Origin of the sequence: Mesorhizobium sp. M0910, from assembly GCF_040319465.1 — a bacterium.
Taxonomy (GTDB): Bacteria; Pseudomonadota; Alphaproteobacteria; order Rhizobiales; family Rhizobiaceae; genus Mesorhizobium.
In genome coordinates, this window is the sequence record NZ_JAMYNZ010000002.1 from 144,169 (window position 1) to 164,835 (window position 20,667).

Consider the following 20,667-nt stretch of genomic DNA (forward strand, 5'->3'; position numbering starts at 1 on the left):
CAAGCAAAGGATGGAGTTCCGTCGCAGGACAGAGGGGGGCGCCGTAGAGCACCAACATCAAACGGCCTCGCCCATCACCAGCCCTTGTGCCCGCTCGATCCCCAGCGGCAAATGCGTCGCCGCGACCACGATCCCACCACTCTCGAGGTGCTTCTCCATCAATTCGCCGACTCTCTCCTCCGAAACCTTGTCCAGTCCTGCGGTCGGCTCATCAAGCAGCCACAATGGCCGATGGCTGACCAGCAGTTTTGCAATCGCCGCGCGCCGGCGCTGGCCGGTCGAGAGATAGCCGAACGGCAGATGGCCGATGCGGCCCAGGCCGACGGTTTCCAGCGCCTCTTCGACACCCGCAGAGCCCGCGCCCGAAAAATCGCGCCAAAAGCACAGATTCTCCTTGACGCTCAGCGCCGTCTTCATCGCGTTGAGGTGGCCGAGATAGTGACAGGCCGAGGCGACCGACGGGAAGTCTTCGCCACCACCTTCGAACCGCACACGGCCTGCCGCCACCGGCAACAGACCGGCGACGATCCTGAGCAGCGTCGATTTGCCGGCGCCGTTCGCCCCGGTGACGACCAGCGCCTGGCCATCCCCCAGCGCGAATTCGATGCCGGAAAATACCGTCTCGCCGCCGCGTTCGCCGCCCAGATTTTCGGCGATCAGCCGCATCCGTTCCCCTTCGCCGAAAAGTTCAAGTGCGGCTTCGGTGCGCCGCAGCAAAAATGGCGATTCCGTGTCTAGAACTATTCCAGAAAATTCTCTATATCCGCATCATCCGTGCCAGCGGTCGGCACGGGAACCGAATTTGCGCCGAACCAGCGCGCGTGCCGCCTTGAACGGCCCGGACGCTTGGGAACGGACAGCGGAAATGGCCGTACCCGCACCTTTGCGCGTGATTTGCATGCCCACTGGCGTCCGTTCCCTCCCGGCAACCGACAGTTAGGGATCGCACGTGTCCAAATCACTCGACAGCTTCAATTGCCGCCGCACGCTGACCGCCAGCGGCACCGAGTACATCTACTATGACCTTGTCGAGGCCGAAAAGAACGGCCTCACAGGCATTGGCCAATTGCCCTATTCGATGAAGGTGCTGCTGGAGAACCTGTTGCGCAACGAGGACGGCCGTTCCGTTACCAAGGAGAGCATCCAGGCGGTCGCCGGCTGGCTGACCGACCGGGGCACTGCCGGCGTCGAGATCGCCTATCGCCCGGCCCGCGTTCTGATGCAGGATTTCACCGGCGTTCCGGCTGTGGTCGACCTTGCCGCCATGCGCGACGCCATGGCCTCGCTCGGCGGCGACCCGCAAAAGATCAATCCGCTGGTGCCGGTCGATCTGGTCATCGACCATTCGGTCATCGTCGATGAATTCGGTACGCCGCTGGCTTTCGCCCGCAATGTCGAGCTTGAATATGAGCGCAACGAGGAACGCTACAAATTCCTGAAATGGGGCCAGCAGGCGTTCCGCAATTTCCGCGTGGTGCCGCCCGGCACCGGCATCTGCCATCAGGTCAATCTCGAGTACCTCGGCCAGGTGGTGTGGACCAACAGCGAAGACGGCGAGACCACCGCCTATCCCGACACCTGCGTCGGCACCGATTCGCACACCACCATGATCAACGGTCTTGGCGTGCTCGGCTGGGGCGTCGGCGGCATCGAGGCGGAGGCCGCGATGCTCGGCCAGCCGGTTTCCATGCTGCTGCCGGAAGTCATCGGCTTTCGCCTCACGGGCAGGCTGAGGGAAGGCGTCACCGCCACCGACCTGGTGCTCACAGTCACCCAGATGCTGCGCAAGAAGGGCGTCGTCGGCAAGTTCGTCGAATTCTTCGGTCCGGGCCTGTCCAACATGACGCTGGCCGATCGCGCCACCATTGGCAACATGGCGCCGGAATATGGTGCAACCTGCGGCTTCTTCCCGGTCGACAGCGAAACCCTCCGCTATCTCACCATGTCCGGTCGCGACGAAGGCCGCATCGCCCTGGTCGAGGCTTATTCGAAGGCGCAAGGCTTGTGGCGCGATGCCGGCTCGGCCGATCCGGTCTTCACCGACCTGCTGGAGCTCGATCTCGGCAGCGTCGTCCCGTCGATGGCCGGCCCCAAGCGGCCGGAAGGCCGGGTCGCACTTGAAGACATTCCGGCTGGCTTCGCCAAGGCGATGGAGACCGAATACAAGAAGGCCGCCGAAATCGACAAGCGCTATGCCGTCGAGGGGACGGACTACGATCTTGGCCATGGCGATGTCGTCATCGCCGCCATCACCTCCTGCACCAACACCTCGAACCCGAGCGTGCTGATCGGCGCCGGGCTGTTGGCGCGCAACGCCAACCGGCTCGGCCTCAAGCAGAAGCCGTGGGTCAAGACCTCATTGGCGCCGGGCAGCCAGGTCGTGGCCGAATATCTCGAGAAATCCGGCCTGCAGAAGGAGCTCGACCAGATCGGCTTCAACCTGGTCGGCTTCGGCTGCACCACCTGCATCGGCAATTCCGGCCCGCTGCCGGCGCCGATCTCTAAGACCATCAATGATAAGGGCTTGATCGCTGCGGCAGTCTTGTCCGGCAACCGCAATTTCGAAGGCCGCGTCTCGCCCGACGTGCAGGCGAACTATCTCGCCTCGCCGCCACTGGTCGTCGCCCACGCGCTGGCTGGGACCGTGACCAAGGATCTGACCACCGAGCCGCTCGGCGAGGATCGCAACGGCAATCCGGTCTATCTCAAGGATATCTGGCCGAGTTCGGTCGAGATCCAGGAATTCATCGAGAAGAACGTCACACGCGAATTGTTCGCCCGCAAATATGCCGACGTCTTCAAGGGCGACGAGTACTGGCAGAACGTCAAGGCGCCGGAAGGCCAGACCTATGCCTGGGACGACAATTCCACCTATGTGCAGAACCCGCCCTATTTCGCCGGCATGACGTCAGGCTTCGGCAAGATCGGCGATATCAAGGGCGCGCGTGTGCTCGGTCTGTTCGGCGACAAGATCACCACCGACCACATTTCGCCGGCCGGTTCGATCAAGGCGGCCTCCCCGGCCGGCAAGTACCTCACCGACCACGGCGTCGGCGTCGCCGATTTCAACCAGTACGGCACGCGCCGCGGCAATCATGAGGTAATGATGCGCGGCACCTTCGCCAACATCCGCATCCGCAACCACATGCTGGGCGAGAACGGCCGCGAGGGCGGCTACACCATCCATTACCCGTCGAAAGAAGAGGAATCGATCTACGACGCCGCCATGCGCTACAAGAAGGAAGGCGTGCCGCTGGTCATCTTCGCCGGCGTCGAATATGGCAACGGCTCGTCGCGCGACTGGGCGGCCAAGGGCACCAATTTGCTGGGCGTTCGCGCCGTCATCGCCCAGTCCTTCGAGCGCATCCACCGCTCCAATCTTGTCGGTATGGGCGTCATCCCCTTCGTCTTCGAGGAAGGCACCTCATGGGCCTCGCTCAACCTCAAGGGCGACGAACTGGTTGAGATCGACGGACTGGGCAACATCAAGCCGCGGCAGAAGATGACCGCCAGAATCACCTACGGCGACGGCAGCGTCAAAGAGGTTCCGATCATCTGCCGCATCGATACGCTGGACGAGCTCGACTACTTCAAGAATGGCGGCATCCTGCAATACGTGCTGCGCGATCTGGCAGCATAGAGAGAGGAGTAGGGCAGTAAGGGAGTAGGGAACGCTTCCCCTACTCCCCTACTCCCCTACTCCCCTACTCCCCTACTCCCCTACTCCCCTACTCCCCTACTCCCCTACTCCCCTATTCCCGGCTTTCCAAACCGTGCTGTCGCCGCCAGCAGCACACCGAGCATCAGCCCGTTGAGGATGTGCCACAGGAAGTGCGTGCCGAGCGGGAAGCTGCCGCAGACCAGCGGATCGATCATCCGGCAGTCGACCGATACGACGAAGATCGCCGAGCCCGCCAGATTGTACCAGCCGGCACGGTTGCCGCTCGCCGCCACCAAGGCGCCGAAGAAGGCGAGCGCCAGGAAGGGCGGCAGATAGCCGGTCGTGCCGTTCGACGCCTCGCGCAGCCAGTCCGGCACGGCAAAGGTCACCAGCCCGGCGACGGCATAGAAGGCGACGAAGATGGCGATCGCCTTGCCCCATTTCATGCCGAGAAAACGCCGCAGGTTGAACAGCGTGTAGGCCAGCGTGAACCCGGCGATTGGCAGCACGTCGGCCCAGACCGTGCCACGGTTGGCAAAGGTGTGGAACAGCGACGAGCCGACGCCAATCGCCACCACCCACCAGGCCAGCACTTCGGCGAAGATGCCGGTGCCGCGCCTGCGCACCTGCCAGACACCCCACAGCCCGGCGGCAAAAAAAGCCAGATTGCTCAGCGCATTGAGCGGTTCGGCCCAGAGTTCCGGCCCGGTCCGCTCGCAGTACAGGTCGACCGGCGCCAGGAGAGATTGCCACATGCTGATTGCCGCCCGAATCGCTTCCATCGTGTAGTGCAAGTCCACCTATTGCGCCCTTGCCAGCGGTTGCAACGGCAAAATTTCACCGCAACGTGACTTCCCGTTGACTGACGCTTCTGCCACATATTTCGACAACCAGAACAAAGCCGGCGTCACCGGCGGGATCGGAACGGCCATGCCATCTCGAAGACCATTGCGGCTTGCGGCCCTTGCGCTGGCCCTCTCGGCGTTTGCCGGCGGGGCCCTTGCCGAGCCAACCGACAAGCCATTAGGCGTCGTCGAGCTCTTCACCAGCCAGGGATGCAACTCCTGTCCGCCGGCCGACGAATTCTTCGCCGAGCTCGCCGCCAAGGAGGACATCGTCGCGCTCGCCTATCATGTCGATTATTGGGATTACCTCGGCTGGCAGGACACGCTGAGCCGCAAGGAAAATACCGAGCGGCAATATGAGTATATGCGCGCCTTCGGCAGCCGTTCCGTCTACACCCCGCAAGCCGTCATAAACGGCCGCAGCCATGTCAACGGCGCCAGCCGCAAGGAAGTCGACGGCGCGCTGGCCCGCATGGAGAGGGTCGGCGAAGGCATGCGCGTCGGCATCAAAGTCAGCCGGACCAGCGATCGCGTCATGATCGATGCCGGCGACGCCGTGACCGGCCCCGCCGACGCGCATGTCGTCATCGTCTATTTCAACCCGCCACAGACGATAAAGATCGGCAAGGGCGAAAACAGCGGCCGCAGCATGACCTACTGGAACGCCGTCACCAGCATCCAGACCGCCGGCATGTGGCACGGCAAGGCGCAGCGCTACGAACTGCCGATGAGCGAGATCGCCAAGAAGGGCGGCTGCGCCGTGCTGCTGCAGTCAGTTGGCAAGGACGGCATGCCCGGTCCGATCCTGGGTGCAGCCTTTATCCGCAAGCCTTAAATAGAGCGCTCCCCTTCTTCCCTGTGGGAGAAGAGGATAACCGCGCTCAAGCCTCCGACGACAGCCTGTCTGGAGGGATCGCACCGCCACGGCTCCGGCCAATAAAAAACCGGCGTCAGCTTGCTTCTGACGCCGGTCATTTAGGTTTTGGGATCGTCGCACCCGATCTTTCCAAGGAAAAACCGAGGTTGGTTCGATCCGACGCAGACCCGTGGGCGGGGGGCTTGGGGTTTACGAGCCGGTGCCGGACCGAACCGTCTCAGGCAACACCGGTAAATTCGTCGGACATTGGGGCATGAGCACGGATAAAAAAAGGCAGGATTGTGGCGAAGCATCACCAATTCCAACAGGCGTTTCGCAAACGTGACTGGACGCTGCAGAAACCGCACGACGCTGCCCTTGCTCGGCCGGGCCTTGCAATTCGGCAACGAAAGCGCCAACTTTGGTCGGCGTACGATTCATTGCGAGGATCCAGGCATGACTGATCGCAGCAGCGGGATGGAGGATGGGGACGCATCCGCAATACTGATCCCGCTGCATGAGGCAAGACGCGAACGCCTCGACCAGCCGGTGCAGTTCGACCGGCGCGAACTGGACCAGATCCTCAGACTCTACGGCCGTATGGTTGCCGCCAATGAGTGGCGCGACTATGCCATCGACCATCTCGCCGACCGCGCCGTTTTTTCTGTCTTCCGCCGCACCAGCGAAGTGCCGCTTTTCCAGATCGTCAAGGATCCGAAGCTGGCGCGCCGGCAAGGCGCGTTCGCCGTCATCGCCGCCGGCGGGCGCATCCTCAAGCGCGGCCAGGAGCTCGGCCGGGTGCTTGGCGTGTTCGACCGAACGCTGAAGCTGGTCGAAGCGTAACCTCTTATTTTTGTTCGCGGAACTTCCGCTCGGGCAGTGACTGCGGATCGGGCGGGATCGACGCCCCGCCATTGATCGGCAACTGCATGAACACCGTGTCGAGCCAGCGTCCGTGCTTATACCCTGAGCCTTCCAGGCGGCCGGAATGACGAAAGCCGAGCTTCTCGTGCAACCGTACCGAGGCGCTATCGGGCCGGCCGTCGCCGATCACCGCGATAATCTGGCGAAAACCTGCCGCCTTGGCCGCTTCGATCAGCCCTTGCATCAAGAGCAGCCCGACGCCTTGCCCTTTGGCCTCGGGCGCGACATAGACGGAATCCTCAACGACGAAGCGGTAGGCCGGGCGCGGCCGGAACGCCCCGGCATAGGCATAGCCGAGCACGCTGCCGGCCTTTTCCGCAACCAGATAAGGAAAGCCGCCCGCCATCAGGTTGTCGAAGCGCGCGCCCATCTCGGTGCGGCTTGGTGGCTCGAGTTCATAGCTGGCAGTGCCATTCGTCACCGCGTCGGCATAGATTTCCGTGATCCGGTCGAGATCGGCCGACGTCGCGGCCCGCAAGGTGATGCTGCTCATAATTTAGGCACGTCGTTCATCTGCCCCATATCACAGCAAAAGCCGGCACAAAAGAAAAGGGCGGCCATTGGGCCGCCCTTTCCACACTCCTGGTCCAGGAAAACCGTATTTAGCGACGGTCGCCCATGAACTGCAGCAGGAACATGAACAGGTTGACGAAATCGAGATAGAGCCTCAATGCGCCCATGATCGCCTTGCGGCCGGCGACATCAGTCTCGTCACCCTCGAAATACATCTCCTTGATGTTCTGCGTGTCGTAGGCGGTGAGGCCTGCGAAGATCAGCACGCCGATCGCCGAAACGGCAAAGGAAAGCGCCGACGACTGCAGGAAGATGTTGATCACCATCGCGATGATCAGGCCGACCAGGCCCATGACCAGGAACGACCCGAACGCCGAGAGATCGCGCTTGGTCGTGTAGCCGTAGAGGGACAGCCCGCCAAAGGCGGCGGCGGTGGCGAAGAAGGTCTGCGAGATACTGGCGGTGGTGTAGACCAGGAAGATCGACGACAGCGACAGGCCGACGAGGCCGGCATAGACCCAGAACGTCGTCTGTGCGGCCGAAACGCTCATCGACTGGACGCGGAACGACAGGAACATCACCGCTGCCAGCGGGGCAAAGATCACCAGCCATTTCAGCGGCGAGCCGAAGATCGCGTAGCCGAACGAGGTCAGCATCTCGCCGCTTGGCAACGTCGCGACCGCCGAGGCGGGATCGCTGGTCGTGGCCAGCATGATTGTGCCGACCGCGGCAAGGCCGGTGATGAGGAGGCCAAGCCCCATCAGATTGTAGACCTTGATCATGTAGGCCCGCAGGCCCTGGTCGATGGCAGCATCGACGCCGGCGCCGGGCACGGCGCGCGTCTGATAATTGCGAACGGGATCAGCCATGGAAATCCTCATATTGCTTCTGCCCCGTCCGGTGTCAGGTCCATTTGAACCCAGGCGCCGCTGGCGGGGCTCCAGCATGCCTGCGCCGAAATATGATGGTTCTTGGTGTAAAGGACAAGACCGTAACCAAACGTAATGCTCCGTGAAGTGCCAGAGATCCGGTTTTATTGGCCTTCCCGCCCGAAACATTAACGAGATTTAATCAAAACCGGCTCTGGCTCAAAGATTCCGCAGCACCGGCGCCGCCTTGTGGCCCAGCACCCGCCACGTGCCGGCAAGGCCGATGCCGACGGTGACCACCAGTGAAAAGCCGATGGTCGCCACCGCCACCTCGGGCATGAAGTGCGATGGCAGCGTCATGATGCGCGCGACGACGAACCATGCCGCTACACCGCCCGCCGCCAGTGCGAAGATCGCGGTGGCAAGGCCGATCAGCATGTATTCCAGCGAAAAAGCGGCGATCAGCGTTTTCCTGGTCGCACCCAGGGTCTTCAGCACCACCGCGTCGTGGATGCGAGCCCGGTTGCCGGCGGCGAGCGCGCCGGCCAGCACCAGCACCGAGGCGATCAACGCCACGCCCGCTGCCGCCCTGATTGCTGTGCCGAGCTGCGCCACCAGCCGGTTGACGATTTCGAGCGCGTCCTTGACCCTGACCGTCGTGACCGCGGGAAAGGCACGCGTGACGGCGTTGAGAAGGTGCGCGTCGTCGGCTGCCGACGCATTCGTCTCGGTCAGCGTAGCCAACCAGCCGTGCGGCGCCCCGGCGAATGTGTTGGGCGAGAACACCATGACGAAATTGATGCCCATGGTTTCCCATTCGACCTGGCGGAAATTGGCGATCTTGGCCGTGATGTTGCGGCCGAGCACGTTGACGGTGACGGTGTCGCCGAGCTTCAGCCCGATCTCGTTGCCTTCCTTGGCGGAAAACGAGACCAGCGGCTCGCCGGCATAGTTCTCCGGCCACCAGCTGCCCTCGGTCAGCGTCGCATTCTCCGGCATCTTTGCGTCATAGGTCAGGCCGCGATCGCCGCGCAGCACCCAGGCGCCCTCGGCCGGAACCTTGACCTTGTCGACAGCGACGCCGTTGAGCGCCATCACCCGGCCGCGCAGCATCGGCACCTTGATCAGCCTGCCCTGCGGCGCCTCTTTGGCGACCAGCGCAGAGAAAGCATCGACGTCGCCGCTCTGGATATCGACGAAGAAGAAGTTCGGTGCCCGTTCCGGCAGGCTGCCCGAGATCTGCCGCCTGAGATTGCCGTCGATCAGCGCCAGCGTCACCAGCAGCGTCAGCCCGAGGCCAAGCGACAGAACCACCGATGGCGTCAAGGCGCCTGGCCGATGGATGTTGCCGATGGCGAGCCTGAGCGCGGTCGAACGCACGCGCGGGCTTTTCTTTGCCGCCCACTGCACCAGCGAGCCGACGACACGCAGGACCAGGAACGACACCACCGTGGCCCCAATGAAGATCGAGGCAATACGGCGGTCGTCGGAAAACAGGATCACCAGTACCGCCAAGAGCAGGGCGATGCCCAATGCCGCGGCGATGTAGAGCGGGTGGGGAAAACCGCGGCCCTCGAAACCCATTTCGCGAAACAGCGCCGTTGCCGGCACGTCGCGGGCGCGGCCGAGCGGAAGCAAGGCGAAAGCCAGCGTCACCAGCAGCCCGAACAGCGCTGCCATGCCGAGGGCGCCGGGATAGAACCCACCTTCCGCCGGCACAGGAATAACCGATTGGAGTGCGGCGCTGGCCGCGAACGGCATCAATGCGCCGAGCACCAGGCCCAGCGTGATGCCGAGGGCGGCGATCATCAGGATCTGCACCAGATAGACGGCAAAGACGAACCCGCCCGAAGCCCCTAGGCTCTTGAAGGTGGCGATGACGCCGCGCTTGCCGTCGAGATAGGCACGCACGGCATTGGCCACGCCGACGCCGCCGACCACCAGCGCCGTCAGCCCAACCAGCGTCAGGAATTGCGAGAACCGCTCGATGTTCGAGGACAACGCCGGCGCCGCGTTGCTGCGCGTGCGGATCGACCAGCCGGCCTGCGGGAACTCTTTTGCCACCTGCTCCTGGATCGCCTTGATCTGTGCGTCGCCGGTGCCGCCGGGCAGCCGGACCTTATAGGCGTTCTCGACCAGGCTGCCCGGCTGGATCAGGCCGGAAGCGGCAAGCCCGTCGGTCGACACCATCAGCCGCGGCGCAAAGCCGAAGCCATCCGACACCGCATCCGGCTCGTTGACCAGCCTTGCACGCAGCTCGAATGTCGCGCTGCCGAGCTTCAGCCGGTCGCCGATGCCAAGATGTAGCCGCTCGAACAAGAGAGCCGGGGCGGCGGCGCCGAAGACGCCGGATTTTTCGCCGAACAGATCCTCTCGCGACAGCACCGGCTCGGTCTCAAGCGCGCCATAGAGCGGATAGGCGCCGTCGACCGCCTTGGCCTCGACCAGCGCCTGGTCGGAGCCGTCCTCGAGCCTGGCCATCGAGCGCATGTTGGCACTGTGCGAAACCGCGCCAAGCCGGTCGACGAAGCTGCGTTCGGCTCTGGTAAGATCGCGCTGGTTGAGCTGGAAGCGGAGATCGCCGCCGAGCAGCGTCTGGCCCTGGTCGGCAACACCGGCGGAAATCGCTTGCGCCACCGAATTGACGCCGCCGATTGCCGCGACGCCGAGCGCGATGCAGGCAAGGAAGATCAGGAAGCCGGACAGCCCGCCACGCATTTCGCGCAGCGAAAACCGAAAGGCGAGCCTCAGTGTTTGCGACAGCGGCATCAGGCGGTCACCTTGCCGGCCCTGGTGGCCGGCTCAGGCGCGTCCTCGATCAGCCCCGACCGCATCGACACCTGGCGCGAGCAGCGCGCCGCGAGTACCGGGTCATGTGTGACCAGCACCAGCGTCATGCCGCGTTCCGCGGCCTTGGCAAACAGCAGGTCGGCGACGTGCCGCCCCGTCGCCTGGTCGAGATTGCCGGTCGGCTCGTCGGCGATCAGGATGCGCGGCGACGGCGCCAGCGCCCGGGCGATCGCCACGCGCTGTTGCTCGCCGCCAGACAATTCGCCGGGGTAATGGGTGACGCGATCGCTGAGGCCGACCGCCGCCAGCTCGCGCGCCGCCACGCCGAACGGATCGGCATGGCCGGCAAGCTCCAGCGGGACGGCAACGTTTTCCAGCGCCGTCATGTTGGGGATGAGATGGAAAGACTGGAATACGATGCCGATGTTTCGCCCCCGAAACGATGCGATCTGGTCTTCGCTTTTGCCGTTGAGCAGCTCGCCGGCAATTCGAACCGTGCCCGAATCGACCCTTTCAAGCCCAGCCAAAACCATCAGCAATGTCGACTTTCCCGAACCTGAGGGTCCAACGATGCCTGTCGCTTCGCCGCCCGCCACATTGAGGCTGACGCCCTTCAGCACATGGACCGAGGAGCCACCTTCACCGAGCGTCAGCGATACGTCTTTCAGCGAAATGACGGCTTCTTCCAAAATCAAATCGTCCTATATGGAGGATGAAGGCTAGAGCATCCGATGCTCGACAAAAGATGAAAACCTGCCTTCGCCAACAGATGTTCCTGGTTCATATGGGGCCTGCCGCATGGCTTTCAAACACACCTTTGCCGCAGCCTTCGCCGTTTTCCTCGCCGTTTGCGGCGCCATTTCGTCGGCGCGCGCCGAACCCTTCACCATTGTCGGTTTAGGCGACAGCTTGATGGCGGGTTATGGGCTCGGGCCAGGTCAGGGCTTCACCGAAAAGCTGCAGGCGGCGCTTCGCGCCAAGGGCTACGATGTCACGGTCGCCAATGCTGGCGTCTCCGGCGATACGACGAGCGGCGGCCTGTCACGGCTCGACTGGTCGGTGCCGGACGGAACGCAACTCGTCATCCTGGAGCTCGGCGCCAACGACATGCTGCGCGGCGTTTCGCCCGCCATAGCGGAAAAAAACCTGGACGCCATGCTGGCAAAACTGAAGCAGCGCAAGATCGCCGTTTTGCTTGCCGGAATGCGCGCGGCGCCCAATCTCGGCGCCGACTACCAGAAGGCGTTCGACGCAATCTTTCCGCGACTGGCTGAAAAATACGGCGTGCCGCTCTATCCTTTCTTTCTCGAGGGCATCGCTGGTCAATCCGTCCTGCAGCTCGAGGACGGCCTTCATCCGAACGCCGGAGGCGTCGACCGCATCGTCGAGGGTATCCTGCCCGGTGTGGAGAAGGCCATTGCAACGGTGCGGGGTAATTCCTGAAGGCGAGGGTTCGCCGCCGCACCACATTCCGTAGGGGAAGATTTTAGGCAGCCCTGCGACCAACAAACCGCTTGCCCCGTTCGAATATCGATGATTCGCTAGGGGCAAGAGTTCGATTCGAGGACAGGAGGCTTCCCATGCCGCGTCTTTTTACCGCCCTCGAAATACCGCGTGATGCCGCTCTTTCGCTGTCCCTGCTCAGGGGCGGCCTGCCCGGAGCCCGCTGGATCGACGTCGAGAACTATCATCTGACGCTGCGCTTCATCGGCGATGTCGAGGGCCATGTCGCCGACGAAATCGCCAACGCGCTCGACCGTGTTCACCGCGCCTCCTTCCCGCTGACGCTGTCCGGCGTCGGCGCCTTCGGCCAGAAGAAGCCGCATGCGGTGTGGGCCGGGGTCGCCGCTTCGCCCGATCTTTCCGCATTGCAGGCCGAGATCGAGCGCATCTGCCAGCGGCTCGGCATCCCGGCCGACCCGCGCAAGTTCATGCCGCATGTGACGCTGGCCCGCCTGCGCAATTCGAGCCCGCTCGATGTCGCCCAGTACCTGTCGGCACGCGGCAATTTTTCGACGCTGCCGTTCCGGGTCGGCCGCTTCGTGCTGATGTCGTCGCGCGATTCGGTCGGCGGCGGGCCTTACGTCGTCGAGGAGGCCTGGCCGCTTTCAGGTGCCGACAACCGCATCGCCAGCCGTTTGGTCGGCGTCGCCGACGCTTCGCGGATCATGCGGTAGGCGGATATGGCCAGGGAGAAACTAGCAAAAGAGGCGATCCGCGCCGAACTTGCCGGCCTCGAAGGCTGGTCGCTGGCCAAGGATGGCGGCTCGATCACCCGCACCTTCACCTTCAAGAATTTCTCCGAAGCCTTTGCCTTCATGACCCGCGTCGCCCTGGCGGCGGAGAAGATGGACCACCATCCCGACTGGTCGAACGTCTACAAGACGGTGAACGTGACCCTCAACACGCACGACGCCGGCGGCCTGACGGCGCTGGATTTCGATCTGGCCAGGAAGATGAACCGCTATTTCGGCGGCTGAGCCTAGCTGCACCTTGCAGCGAGGTTCGGCTTTCACCACATTTTGCCTCGTGGTCATGCGTGAAGTCACGCGACGGCCGCACGGAGAGATTGATGGCGCAAAAATCCGGTTTTGATTTCTTCGGCCTCGGCAGCAAGCCGGGCAACGAGAGTGAGGTGCGCGACAAGTTCTGGCGTACGGCGAAGAAAGCCGCCCGGCATATCCCGTTTATGGAAGAGGTGGTCGCCGCCTATTACTGCGCCATGGACAAGAAGACGCCGCTTCGCGCCAAGGGCACATTGCTGGCTGCGCTCGGCTATTTCGTGCTGCCGACGGACGTCATCCCCGATTTCATCGTTGGGCTTGGCTTCACCGACGACATCGCCGTACTGACCGCCGCGATCACAACCGTCAGCGCCCACATCACGCCCGCGCACCGGCTCGCCGCCAAACAGGCCATCGCCGACAAGAGCTGAGCCGGCACGGCGCAAAAAATCGCGCGAGACTTTCCGGCCATCAAACCCACCGCCGCACCCGCGCCTTGTAGGCGCGATAGGCATCTCCGAACTTGCGCTCGAGATAGCGCTCTTCCGGCGCGATGACGCCGGTATTGATCACCCACAGCAGGGGGATGACGAGCGCGATAGCCCAAAGACTTCCGGCGGCGACGCCGAAGCCCAGATAAATGAGGGTCGCTCCCAGATACAACGGGTTTCTGGTCCGCCGATAGATACCGTCGACGACCAGCGCCGTCGTTGGCAAGGTCGGTGGTATGTTGGTTCCAGCGGCCTGAAAGCGGCCCGCCGCCATAAAGAGGAACACGAAGCCGCACACCGCGAGCACGGCGCCGGCCAGATAGCGGGCGAGCGCCTGCCCGGCCATGACCGGGAGCGGCGCGAGCACCTCGAGCACGGTTGCCGCCGCCAGGAAGCCGAGGAAAATCAAAGGCGGTAGCGCAATGACCCCGGGCACGTCGGACGCGCCCGATCCGCCCGCCGCCTCTCCGCCATCCGACCGGGGCACCGCGCCGCTAGCCGCCGCGCGGACGCCGACACGAATGCCAAACACGATCGCCAGGACGACTGTGCCGCCCGCGAGGATCAGGACTGTCTCGGAAATGGCCATGGCCAAATCTCCCGTAAGCCGCCAAGGAGGGCACCCTGGCCGAGTGCCGTGGCGACGAACGCAGACATGGTACCGCCTGCAGGGAAATTCGTCACGTACCTCAAGAAAAGCGGGAATCGCCCCGAAACCTAGCTGCTTGAAAAGTCAAACTCTTGCCGTTTTCGTGGCCTCCAAGTCGCGGCAGGGACAGTGCGCCAGCCGCTTTTTCGAGCGGCAGTGCGAAGACGGCGGCGGTTTCCTGGCGTGAACATCCTTTTCTTAGGGAAATTCACCGTTTGGTAACCCAGATTAAATCAAAATGAAGCGACGGGCAGGACGCCGAGCCGGCCTGCCGCCGCACCAGTGGAATACGGGAAAAGCGATGCGCGGATTGATTGCTATAGTTTCCAGCCTGGCCCTGGTGGCCCTGACGGCGCCCGCGCTGGCGCAGTCGGCCACCAAGATCGGCCAGCATAATGCCTGGGGCACCTACAGCTATCAGGCGTCGGGCGGCGGCAAGGTCTGCTATGTCCTGACCGTGCCAACCGACAAGCAGCCGCCGACGCTCGATCACGGCGACATGTTCTTCTTCGTCAGCCAGCGGCCGGGGCAGCAAGTGTCCTACGAGCCGCAATTCATTGCCGGCTATACCTTCCAGGAGGGTTCCAAGGCCACCGTCACCATCGACAAGAAGTCTTTCTCGATGTTCACGCGCGGCAAGTCGGCCTGGGTCGAGAACGCCGCCGAGGAGCCGGTGCTGATCGCCGCGATGAAGACCGGCACCGACATGAAGGTGTCGGCCAAGTCCGGCCGCGGCAACACCACCACTTACGTCTTCTCGCTGAAGGGCATCTCGGCGGCGCTGGCCTCGATCGCCAAGTGCAAGTAGGCGGTTAGGCGCGGTCTTCCCTTCCCTCCTTGTGGGAGAAGGTGGATCGGCGCGCAGCGCCGAGACGGAAGAGGGGTGTTGGACGGAACGCGGTCGGCGCCAAGCTGGAACACCCCCGACCGAGCTACGCTCGGGCCACCTTCTCGCAGGGGAGAAGGAAAGACCACCTGCATGACTCCGCCGCTAACCTGTGCTATGCGCCGCGCTTCATTTCGGGCCCGATGCTGTATTCGGCCGCAAATCGCTTATATTGGCGCAACAATGACCCTTTCATTCGATCTTACCACTGAGGGCGCGCGTGACGCGTTGCGTACCCGCACGACGCCTGAAAAGCCGTCGCTGATCGGCCTGACGCGCGCCGAACTCGGGGCCGCCCTCGTCGCCGCCGGCATCGTGCCGGAGCGCCAGGCGAAAATGCGCGCCCAACAGCTCTGGCATTGGATCTATGTGCGCGGCGTTTCCGACTTTGCCGGCATGTTCAACATCTCCAAGGATCTGCGCGCCGCGCTCGACAGGCATTTCACCGTTGCCAGGCCCGAGATCGTCGAGGAGCAGATTTCCTCCGACGGCACGCGCAAATGGCTGTTCCGCTTTCCGCCGCGCGGCGCCGGCCGGCCGGTCGAGATCGAGACCGTCTACATTCCCGAAGAAGGCCGCGGCACGCTCTGCATCTCTTCGCAGGTCGGCTGCACCCTGACCTGCTCCTTCTGCCACACCGGCACGCAGAAGCTGGTGCGCAACCTGACCGCCGAGGAAATCCTCGCCCAGCTTTTGACCGCCCGCGACCGGCTCGGCGATTTCCCCGACCGCGACACACCCGACGGCGCCATCGTGCCGGCCGAGGGCCGGAAAGTGTCCAACGTCGTCATGATGGGCATGGGCGAGCCGCTCTATAATTTCGAGGCGGTGAAGAAGGCGCTGCTGATCGCATCCGACGGCGACGGGCTTTCCCTCTCGAAGAGGCGCATCACGCTCTCGACATCGGGCGTCGTGCCCGAGATCTTCCGCACCGGCGAGGAGATCGGTGTGATGCTGGCGATCTCGCTGCACGCCACCAATGACGATCTGCGCGACCTTTTGGTGCCGATCAACAAGAAGTATCCGCTGAACGAGCTGATCGCTGCCTGCCGGGCCTATCCCGGTCTGTCCAACGCCAAGCGGATCACCTTCGAATATGTGATGCTGAAGGACGTCAACGATTCGATCGAGGACGCCAAGGCGCTGGTCAAGTTGCTCAAGGGCATCCCCGCCAAGATCAATCTGATTCCGTTCAATCCGTGGCCGGGCACCAACTATCAGTGCTCGGACTGGGAAACGATCGAGAAGTTCGCCGACTACATCAACAATGCCGGCTATGCTTCGCCGATCCGCACGCCGCGCGGCCGCGACATCCTCGCCGCCTGCGGCCAGCTCAAGTCGGACTCCGAGCGTATGCGCAAGGTCGACCGGCTGGCGCTGGAAGCGATGATGATCGCGGGGCATGGCGAGGTGTGAATCGCGTCGTCGCCTATCTGATCCGCTTCGCCGTCATCCTGGTCGGCTATGGCGTTGCTTCGCTGGCGGCAAGCGCCTTCCTTAACATCATGGTCCTGGCGTCTCTTGGGCTGATGACGGACGAGACGCAACCGGCGGCGCAGGCTTCGCTGTGGTTTTCAATCCCCTTCGTCGGGCTGTTCGTCGCTTATTTCGCTTTCATGCCGGCGGCGATCGCCATCCTGGTTTCCGAGATCCTTGGCCGGCGGGACTGGCTGTTCTATGCACTGGCGGGCGCGGCGGTAGCGGCGGTCTTCCTCGGCTTCGTCCACCAGACGGCCGATGCCAATTTCGAGGTTACCAACACAAGCGTCATGCTGGCGGTGATCGGCTGCGGTATGGTCGGCGGTATTTTCTACTGGCTGAGCGCCGGGCGCTCGGCCGGAAGCTGGCGCCAGATCAGCGCATGACCCCGAACCAAAGGCTCGGAAAGGATCATGCGCAAAATGAAAGTACCTATTTCGCCTGGGCCGTCAGGATCTTGAGCGCGAAGGCCGAAAAAACTCCGGCAAACAGATAGTCGACGACGCGGGTCACACGCGGGCTGGATTTCATCGCGGCCGAGAATTTTTCCGCCGCCAGCACCATCGGCGCCGTCACCGGGATCGCCAGCACGACGAACATCACGCCGAGGAAGAACAGCTTTCCCGGCGCGTTGGGATCATGCGCGGAGACGAATTGCGGCAGGAAGGTCATGAAGAACAGGATGATCTTCGGGTTGAGCAGATTGACCCCGAGCCCCGCGGCCCAGCTGCGGAACAGCGAGATCTGCGGCCCGCTCTTCTTCTCCGGTGAAAACGCCGACCCTTTTGTGATCGCCTGCCATGCCAGGAAGACCAGATAGCCGGCGCCGAAAATCTTCAGCACGAAGAACGCCATCGGCGAGGCGACGATCAGCGCCGAGACGCCGACCACCACCAGCGTGGTGTGAATCAGTGTGCCGCACAAGGCGCCGGCCATCGAGGCAAAGCCGGTGGCACGGCCCTGGCTCAGCGTGCGCGAGACGAACAGCGTCATGTCAGGCCCGGGCGTGATCGCCAGGATGAAGGTGGCGATGGCGAACTGGATAAGCGTCGTACTGTCGGGGATGAAGGACATGGCTCGTCTCCTAGCGGCAAAAGACGGCGCAGCCATAGCGCAGGACCCGTGTGCTCGCCAGCCTCTGAGCGATACAGCATCTGGTCCAAGCATCGTTCGTCCCTTGCGCTGGCCTAAAACGCCGTGATACCTCGCCCGCGAAGAACCCCTGTCGCGGAACTGCCCACCATGTCGAAAGCAAAAGCCGTCAAGAAAGTCGTGCTCGCCTATTCCGGCGGCCTCGATACCTCGATCATCCTGAAATGGCTGCAGACCGAGCTCGGCGCCGAGGTCGTCACCTTCACCGCCGATCTCGGCCAGGGTGGCGAACTGGAGCCGGCTAGGCGCAAGGCCGAGATGATGGGCATCAAGGACATCCGCATCGTAGATGTCCGCGAGGAGTTCGTATCCGATTTCGTCTTCCCGATGTTCCGCGCCAACGCCGTCTATGAAGGCAGCTATCTGCTCGGCACCTCGATCGCCCGGCCGCTGATCTCGAAACATCTTGTCGAGATCGCCAGGGAGACCGGCGCCGACGCGATCGCGCATGGGGCCACCGGCAAGGGTAACGATCAGGTGCGTTTCGAGCTTTCCGCTTATGCGCTGAACCCCGACATCAAGGTCATCGCACCCTGGCGCGACTGGTCGTTCAAGTCGCGCACCGACCTGATCAACTTCGCTGAGCAGCACCAGATCCCGGTGCCGAAGGACAAGAAAGGCGATGCGCCGTTCTCGGTCGACGCCAACCTTCTGCACTCCTCCTCCGAGGGCAAGGTGCTAGAGGACCCGTGGAGCGAGCCGCCGGAATTCGTCCACCAGCGCACCATCTCGCCGATGGATGCGCCCGATGAGGTCACCGAGATCGAGATCGAATTCCTCAAGGGCGATCCGGTTGCGCTCGACGGCAAGAAACTGTCGCCGGCGACGATGCTGGCGGCGCTCAATGATCTCGGCCGCGACAACGGCATTGGCCGGCTAGATCTGGTCGAGAACCGTTTCGTCGGCATGAAATCGCGCGGCGTCTACGAGACCCCCGGCGGCACCATCCTGATATCGGCCCACCGGGCGATCGAATCGATCACGCTCGACCGCGGAGCCGCCCATCTCAAGGACGAGTTCATGCCGCGCTACGCCGAGCTGATCTATAACGGCTTCTGGTTCGCGCCCGAGCGGCTGATGCTGCAGGCGATGATCGACAAGAGCCAGGAAGACGTTGAAGGCACCGTGCGGCTGAAGCTCTACAAGGGCAACGTGATTGTCACCGGCCGCAAGTCGAGGAATTCGCTCTATTCCGATGCGCTGGTCACCTTCGAGGACGACCGCGGCGCCTATGATCAGAAGGATGCCGAAGGCTTCATCCGCCTCAACGCGCTCAGGCTGAGGACACTAGCGGCGCGTAGCCGCAAGGGTTGAGCCAAATACTATTCCAGGAAAACCCGGCGGAGACGCCGGGTTTCTATTTGGTATCTCTAACATAAGAAAGTCAAACCAGCTAAATTGGCTCCTGTTGACCTTTTAAACGCCTCATCTAAATTCCCTCGCGCGACGGAGGGATTCTGATAATGAAAAACGCCATTTTTCTCCTGCTTGCGGCAGCCATCGTCTTTATTGGATGCCAGTCCTCGCAGGCGGCCTCGAAACGCGAGCAGAATCCAGACGGGTGCATCTCTGCTGTCCACCTGTGGAGCATCACGTTCAAGCACGAAATCGCCTCTTTCATGGGCGTCTCACAGGAGCGCATGCCGGCCTTGTTCTGCCAGCGCCTTGGCGAAGGAATACGCACCGGACGCATCAGCTACTCCGACATAAACGGCCTGCAGCTCGACCAATCGACCGAAATCTGGCTGGTCATCAAGGGCAAGTCAAAGGCGGCTGCTAGGGCCACCCCGGCGCCGCGGAACCCCAAATTCCGTACCTGCTCAAATGTTATCACCGGCTCCTTCGAGGTTGCCGCTTCCGAGAAATGCCCCTTGGGCGGCAGCTACTCGCAAGCTGCCGGAGTCCCGACGGTGATCGAGGGCAGGCCAAAGGCGGCTCCTTCAACGCCACCGAACTCCAAGTTCCGTACCTGCTCAAATGTTTACTCAGGCTCCTTCGAGGTTCCCGCTTCCAAGAAATGCCCATTGGGCGGCGGTTACGTGAACAATTGAGAGCCCAGGCGCTCGCCGCTCTTGGCATGCCACACGCACCGACAAAAAGCCCGGCACACGGCCGGGTTTTTTGTCGAACGGACATTTCTAGTCAGCCGCCGTCGATCGCGTCGGCGATATGGGCGATGGCCTGTTGGTAGACGCTCGCGGAATTCCAGCCGGCAATTGCACCGATATTCGCCTGCGCGCTGGCGCCCGGTCGCCAACCATGACTCTTGAGGAAGTTGGCGGTAGAAGCCAACGCAGTGGCCTTGTCGCGCAGGTTTTTGTTACCTACGCCATATGTCAAAACATTTCCGGGCAGGAACTGCGTGTGACCAATCTCGCCATGCGCGGCACCGACCGACGAGGCGCTCAACGCTCCGCGATCAACCAGCTTCAGGGCCGCAATGGCATGCGGGTAGAAGAACTCCGGACGGCGGCAGTCATAAGCAAGCGTTAAAATGGCGGAGACCGTATTCTGGTTGCCCATGGCGGAACCGAAGCCGGTCTCCATGCCCCAGATGGCGAGCAACACGCCCGGCGACACGCCGTAATTCTGTTCGATCTTGTCGAACAGCGCAGCATTGGCCTTCTTCAGCGCGCGGCCCCTGGCAATGATCGCGGACGCGCCACGGCGCTTCATGAAAGCTTCCACCGAGCCGCTGAAAGCCTTATGGATGGCGCGGTCGACGGAGATCGTCTTTGTCGCGTAGGTTGCGCGAGCCAGAGCGGCCAGACCCTTCGAGCCGACGCCGTCGGCCTTGGCCTCCGCGGCGAACTCCGGTTTCCACGCCTCGAAGCCGGCGCCGCTCTTGCCACAGCTGGCCGCCTGCGCGCCCGTCGCCAGCGCAAGCACCGCCACCACCGTGGCCACTACAAACATCTTCTTGGCAAGAAATGCCATGCTGCTCTCCTGGTTGCCGGAATCACGTTCCCAATTGCGAACTTGCCTGCCAAACACCTGCTTGTCACTGCCCCGGCGCCACGCCGATGCACTCAATACAGCAGGAACCTC

General features: G+C 63.0%; 21 protein-coding genes. 12 read left to right on the forward strand and 9 right to left on the reverse strand.

What is annotated here, in order from left to right:
• Positions 1–57 precede the first annotated feature (57 nt).
• Entirely contained in the window at positions 58–666 is a 609-nt protein-coding gene (ccmA, locus tag NKH78_RS04515; protein ID WP_352507392.1) for a heme ABC exporter ATP-binding protein CcmA, read from the reverse strand.
• Between the two features lie 283 nt (positions 667–949).
• Here ccmA and acnA point away from each other — a divergent pair, with 283 nt between their 5' ends.
• Positions 950–3,640: an aconitate hydratase AcnA gene (acnA, locus tag NKH78_RS04520; protein ID WP_352802180.1), complete on the forward strand. Its 2,691-nt coding sequence runs from the start codon at positions 950–952 to the stop codon at positions 3,638–3,640.
• A gap of 104 nt (positions 3,641–3,744) precedes the next feature.
• On the opposite strand, the gene NKH78_RS04525 is transcribed toward acnA, so the two are convergent.
• Positions 3,745–4,416, reverse strand: a complete 672-nt coding sequence (locus tag NKH78_RS04525) for a ceramidase domain-containing protein (RefSeq protein WP_352882104.1) — start codon at positions 4,414–4,416, stop codon at positions 3,745–3,747.
• Positions 4,417–4,591: 175 nt separating this feature from the next.
• Between NKH78_RS04525 and NKH78_RS04530 the strand changes: the two genes are divergently transcribed.
• A complete protein-coding gene (locus NKH78_RS04530) occupies positions 4,592–5,341 on the forward strand; it encodes a DUF1223 domain-containing protein (protein ID WP_352507393.1) in 750 nt (249 codons plus the stop codon).
• Positions 5,342–5,818: 477 nt separating this feature from the next.
• Positions 5,819–6,205 (forward strand): DUF2794 domain-containing protein, encoded by a 387-nt coding sequence (locus NKH78_RS04535; RefSeq protein ID WP_254817869.1) that lies wholly within the window; start codon positions 5,819–5,821, stop codon positions 6,203–6,205.
• 4 nt (positions 6,206–6,209) lie between these two features.
• Here the strand turns inward: NKH78_RS04535 and NKH78_RS04540 are convergent, their stop codons facing one another.
• The 4 genes from NKH78_RS04540 to NKH78_RS04555 form a co-directional block, all read right to left on the reverse strand.
• Entirely contained in the window at positions 6,210–6,779 is a 570-nt protein-coding gene (locus tag NKH78_RS04540) for a GNAT family N-acetyltransferase (protein WP_352691082.1), read from the reverse strand.
• 109 nt (positions 6,780–6,888) lie between these two features.
• The gene (locus tag NKH78_RS04545; protein ID WP_352507341.1) at positions 6,889–7,668 is read right to left on the reverse strand and encodes a Bax inhibitor-1/YccA family protein; all 780 of its coding nucleotides are present in this window, start codon (positions 7,666–7,668) and stop codon (positions 6,889–6,891) included.
• 219 nt (positions 7,669–7,887) lie between these two features.
• The gene (locus NKH78_RS04550) at positions 7,888–10,437 is read right to left on the reverse strand and encodes an ABC transporter permease (protein WP_352882108.1); all 2,550 of its coding nucleotides are present in this window, start codon (positions 10,435–10,437) and stop codon (positions 7,888–7,890) included.
• The gene (locus tag NKH78_RS04555) at positions 10,437–11,147 is read right to left on the reverse strand and encodes an ABC transporter ATP-binding protein (RefSeq protein ID WP_352479681.1); all 711 of its coding nucleotides are present in this window, start codon (positions 11,145–11,147) and stop codon (positions 10,437–10,439) included. The genes NKH78_RS04550 and NKH78_RS04555 overlap by 1 nt, the downstream gene beginning before the upstream one ends.
• Positions 11,148–11,256: 109 nt before the next feature.
• Here NKH78_RS04555 and NKH78_RS04560 point away from each other — a divergent pair, with 109 nt between their 5' ends.
• The 4 genes from NKH78_RS04560 (at position 11,257) to NKH78_RS04575 (ending at position 13,393) form a co-directional block, all read left to right on the forward strand.
• A complete protein-coding gene (locus tag NKH78_RS04560) occupies positions 11,257–11,901 on the forward strand; it encodes an arylesterase (protein WP_352650229.1) in 645 nt (214 codons plus the stop codon).
• 137 nt (positions 11,902–12,038) lie between these two features.
• Positions 12,039–12,635, forward strand: a complete 597-nt coding sequence (gene thpR, locus NKH78_RS04565; RefSeq protein WP_352738358.1) for an RNA 2',3'-cyclic phosphodiesterase — start codon at positions 12,039–12,041, stop codon at positions 12,633–12,635.
• Positions 12,636–12,641: 6 nt separating this feature from the next.
• On the forward strand, positions 12,642–12,938 hold the full coding sequence (locus tag NKH78_RS04570; RefSeq protein ID WP_254817876.1) for a 4a-hydroxytetrahydrobiopterin dehydratase: 297 nt from the start codon (positions 12,642–12,644) through the stop codon (positions 12,936–12,938).
• Positions 12,939–13,030: 92 nt separating this feature from the next.
• Complete coding sequence (locus tag NKH78_RS04575) at positions 13,031–13,393, forward strand: YkvA family protein (RefSeq protein ID WP_352701228.1); 363 nt, start codon at positions 13,031–13,033, stop codon at positions 13,391–13,393.
• 40 nt (positions 13,394–13,433) lie between these two features.
• Here the strand turns inward: NKH78_RS04575 and NKH78_RS04580 are convergent, their stop codons facing one another.
• Positions 13,434–14,042, reverse strand: a complete 609-nt coding sequence (locus tag NKH78_RS04580; RefSeq protein ID WP_352738361.1) for a methyltransferase family protein — start codon at positions 14,040–14,042, stop codon at positions 13,434–13,436.
• A 361-nt stretch (positions 14,043–14,403) separates the two neighbouring features.
• On the opposite strand from NKH78_RS04580, the gene NKH78_RS04585 reads away from it, so the two are divergent.
• The 3 genes from NKH78_RS04585 to NKH78_RS04595 all read left to right on the forward strand — a co-directional run bounded on the left by NKH78_RS04585 (position 14,404) and on the right by NKH78_RS04595 (position 16,853).
• A complete protein-coding gene (locus NKH78_RS04585; RefSeq protein ID WP_023721899.1) occupies positions 14,404–14,910 on the forward strand; it encodes an invasion associated locus B family protein in 507 nt (168 codons plus the stop codon).
• Positions 14,911–15,171: 261 nt separating this feature from the next.
• Positions 15,172–16,404 (forward strand): dual-specificity RNA methyltransferase RlmN, encoded by a 1,233-nt coding sequence (rlmN, locus tag NKH78_RS04590; RefSeq protein ID WP_352738363.1) that lies wholly within the window; start codon positions 15,172–15,174, stop codon positions 16,402–16,404.
• Entirely contained in the window at positions 16,401–16,853 is a 453-nt protein-coding gene (locus tag NKH78_RS04595) for a hypothetical protein (protein WP_352738365.1), read from the forward strand. Before rlmN ends, NKH78_RS04595 begins: the two co-directional genes overlap by 4 nt.
• A gap of 46 nt (positions 16,854–16,899) precedes the next feature.
• On the opposite strand, the gene NKH78_RS04600 is transcribed toward NKH78_RS04595, so the two are convergent.
• Positions 16,900–17,541, reverse strand: a complete 642-nt coding sequence (locus NKH78_RS04600) for a LysE family translocator (protein WP_254817881.1) — start codon at positions 17,539–17,541, stop codon at positions 16,900–16,902.
• A gap of 168 nt (positions 17,542–17,709) precedes the next feature.
• Between NKH78_RS04600 and NKH78_RS04605 the strand changes: the two genes are divergently transcribed.
• Positions 17,710–18,933, forward strand: a complete 1,224-nt coding sequence (locus NKH78_RS04605) for an argininosuccinate synthase (protein ID WP_352738366.1) — start codon at positions 17,710–17,712, stop codon at positions 18,931–18,933.
• A 149-nt stretch (positions 18,934–19,082) separates the two neighbouring features.
• The gene (locus tag NKH78_RS04610) at positions 19,083–19,670 is read left to right on the forward strand and encodes a hypothetical protein (RefSeq protein WP_352738369.1); all 588 of its coding nucleotides are present in this window, start codon (positions 19,083–19,085) and stop codon (positions 19,668–19,670) included.
• A gap of 91 nt (positions 19,671–19,761) precedes the next feature.
• Here NKH78_RS04610 and NKH78_RS04615 read toward each other — a convergent pair whose 3' ends face one another.
• Positions 19,762–20,556, reverse strand: a complete 795-nt coding sequence (locus NKH78_RS04615; RefSeq protein WP_352479692.1) for a lytic murein transglycosylase — start codon at positions 20,554–20,556, stop codon at positions 19,762–19,764.
• Positions 20,557–20,667 lie beyond the last annotated feature (111 nt).

Excerpts from the sequence above, each read along its gene's own strand:
- ccmA (WP_352507392.1), bottom strand. The coding sequence starts at position 666 with ATGCGGCTGATCGCCGAAAATCTGGGCGGCGAACGCGGCGGCGAGACG.
- NKH78_RS04525 (WP_352882104.1), bottom strand. The coding sequence starts at position 4,416 with ATGTGGCAATCTCTCCTGGCGCCGGTCGACCTGTACTGCGAGCGGACC.
- NKH78_RS04530 (WP_352507393.1), top strand. The coding sequence starts at position 4,592 with ATGCCATCTCGAAGACCATTGCGGCTTGCGGCCCTTGCGCTGGCCCTC.
- NKH78_RS04535 (WP_254817869.1), top strand. The coding sequence starts at position 5,819 with ATGACTGATCGCAGCAGCGGGATGGAGGATGGGGACGCATCCGCAATA.
- NKH78_RS04540 (WP_352691082.1), bottom strand. The coding sequence starts at position 6,779 with ATGAGCAGCATCACCTTGCGGGCCGCGACGTCGGCCGATCTCGACCGG.
- NKH78_RS04545 (WP_352507341.1), bottom strand. The coding sequence starts at position 7,668 with ATGGCTGATCCCGTTCGCAATTATCAGACGCGCGCCGTGCCCGGCGCC.
- NKH78_RS04550 (WP_352882108.1), bottom strand. The coding sequence starts at position 10,437 with ATGCCGCTGTCGCAAACACTGAGGCTCGCCTTTCGGTTTTCGCTGCGC.
- NKH78_RS04560 (WP_352650229.1), top strand. The coding sequence starts at position 11,257 with ATGGCTTTCAAACACACCTTTGCCGCAGCCTTCGCCGTTTTCCTCGCC.
- thpR (WP_352738358.1), top strand. The coding sequence starts at position 12,039 with ATGCCGCGTCTTTTTACCGCCCTCGAAATACCGCGTGATGCCGCTCTT.
- NKH78_RS04570 (WP_254817876.1), top strand. The coding sequence starts at position 12,642 with ATGGCCAGGGAGAAACTAGCAAAAGAGGCGATCCGCGCCGAACTTGCC.
- NKH78_RS04575 (WP_352701228.1), top strand. The coding sequence starts at position 13,031 with ATGGCGCAAAAATCCGGTTTTGATTTCTTCGGCCTCGGCAGCAAGCCG.
- NKH78_RS04580 (WP_352738361.1), bottom strand. The coding sequence starts at position 14,042 with ATGGCCATTTCCGAGACAGTCCTGATCCTCGCGGGCGGCACAGTCGTC.
- NKH78_RS04585 (WP_023721899.1), top strand. The coding sequence starts at position 14,404 with ATGCGCGGATTGATTGCTATAGTTTCCAGCCTGGCCCTGGTGGCCCTG.
- rlmN (WP_352738363.1), top strand. The coding sequence starts at position 15,172 with ATGACCCTTTCATTCGATCTTACCACTGAGGGCGCGCGTGACGCGTTG.
- NKH78_RS04600 (WP_254817881.1), bottom strand. The coding sequence starts at position 17,541 with ATGTCCTTCATCCCCGACAGTACGACGCTTATCCAGTTCGCCATCGCC.
- NKH78_RS04605 (WP_352738366.1), top strand. The coding sequence starts at position 17,710 with ATGTCGAAAGCAAAAGCCGTCAAGAAAGTCGTGCTCGCCTATTCCGGC.
- NKH78_RS04610 (WP_352738369.1), top strand. The coding sequence starts at position 19,083 with ATGAAAAACGCCATTTTTCTCCTGCTTGCGGCAGCCATCGTCTTTATT.
- NKH78_RS04615 (WP_352479692.1), bottom strand. The coding sequence starts at position 20,556 with ATGGCATTTCTTGCCAAGAAGATGTTTGTAGTGGCCACGGTGGTGGCG.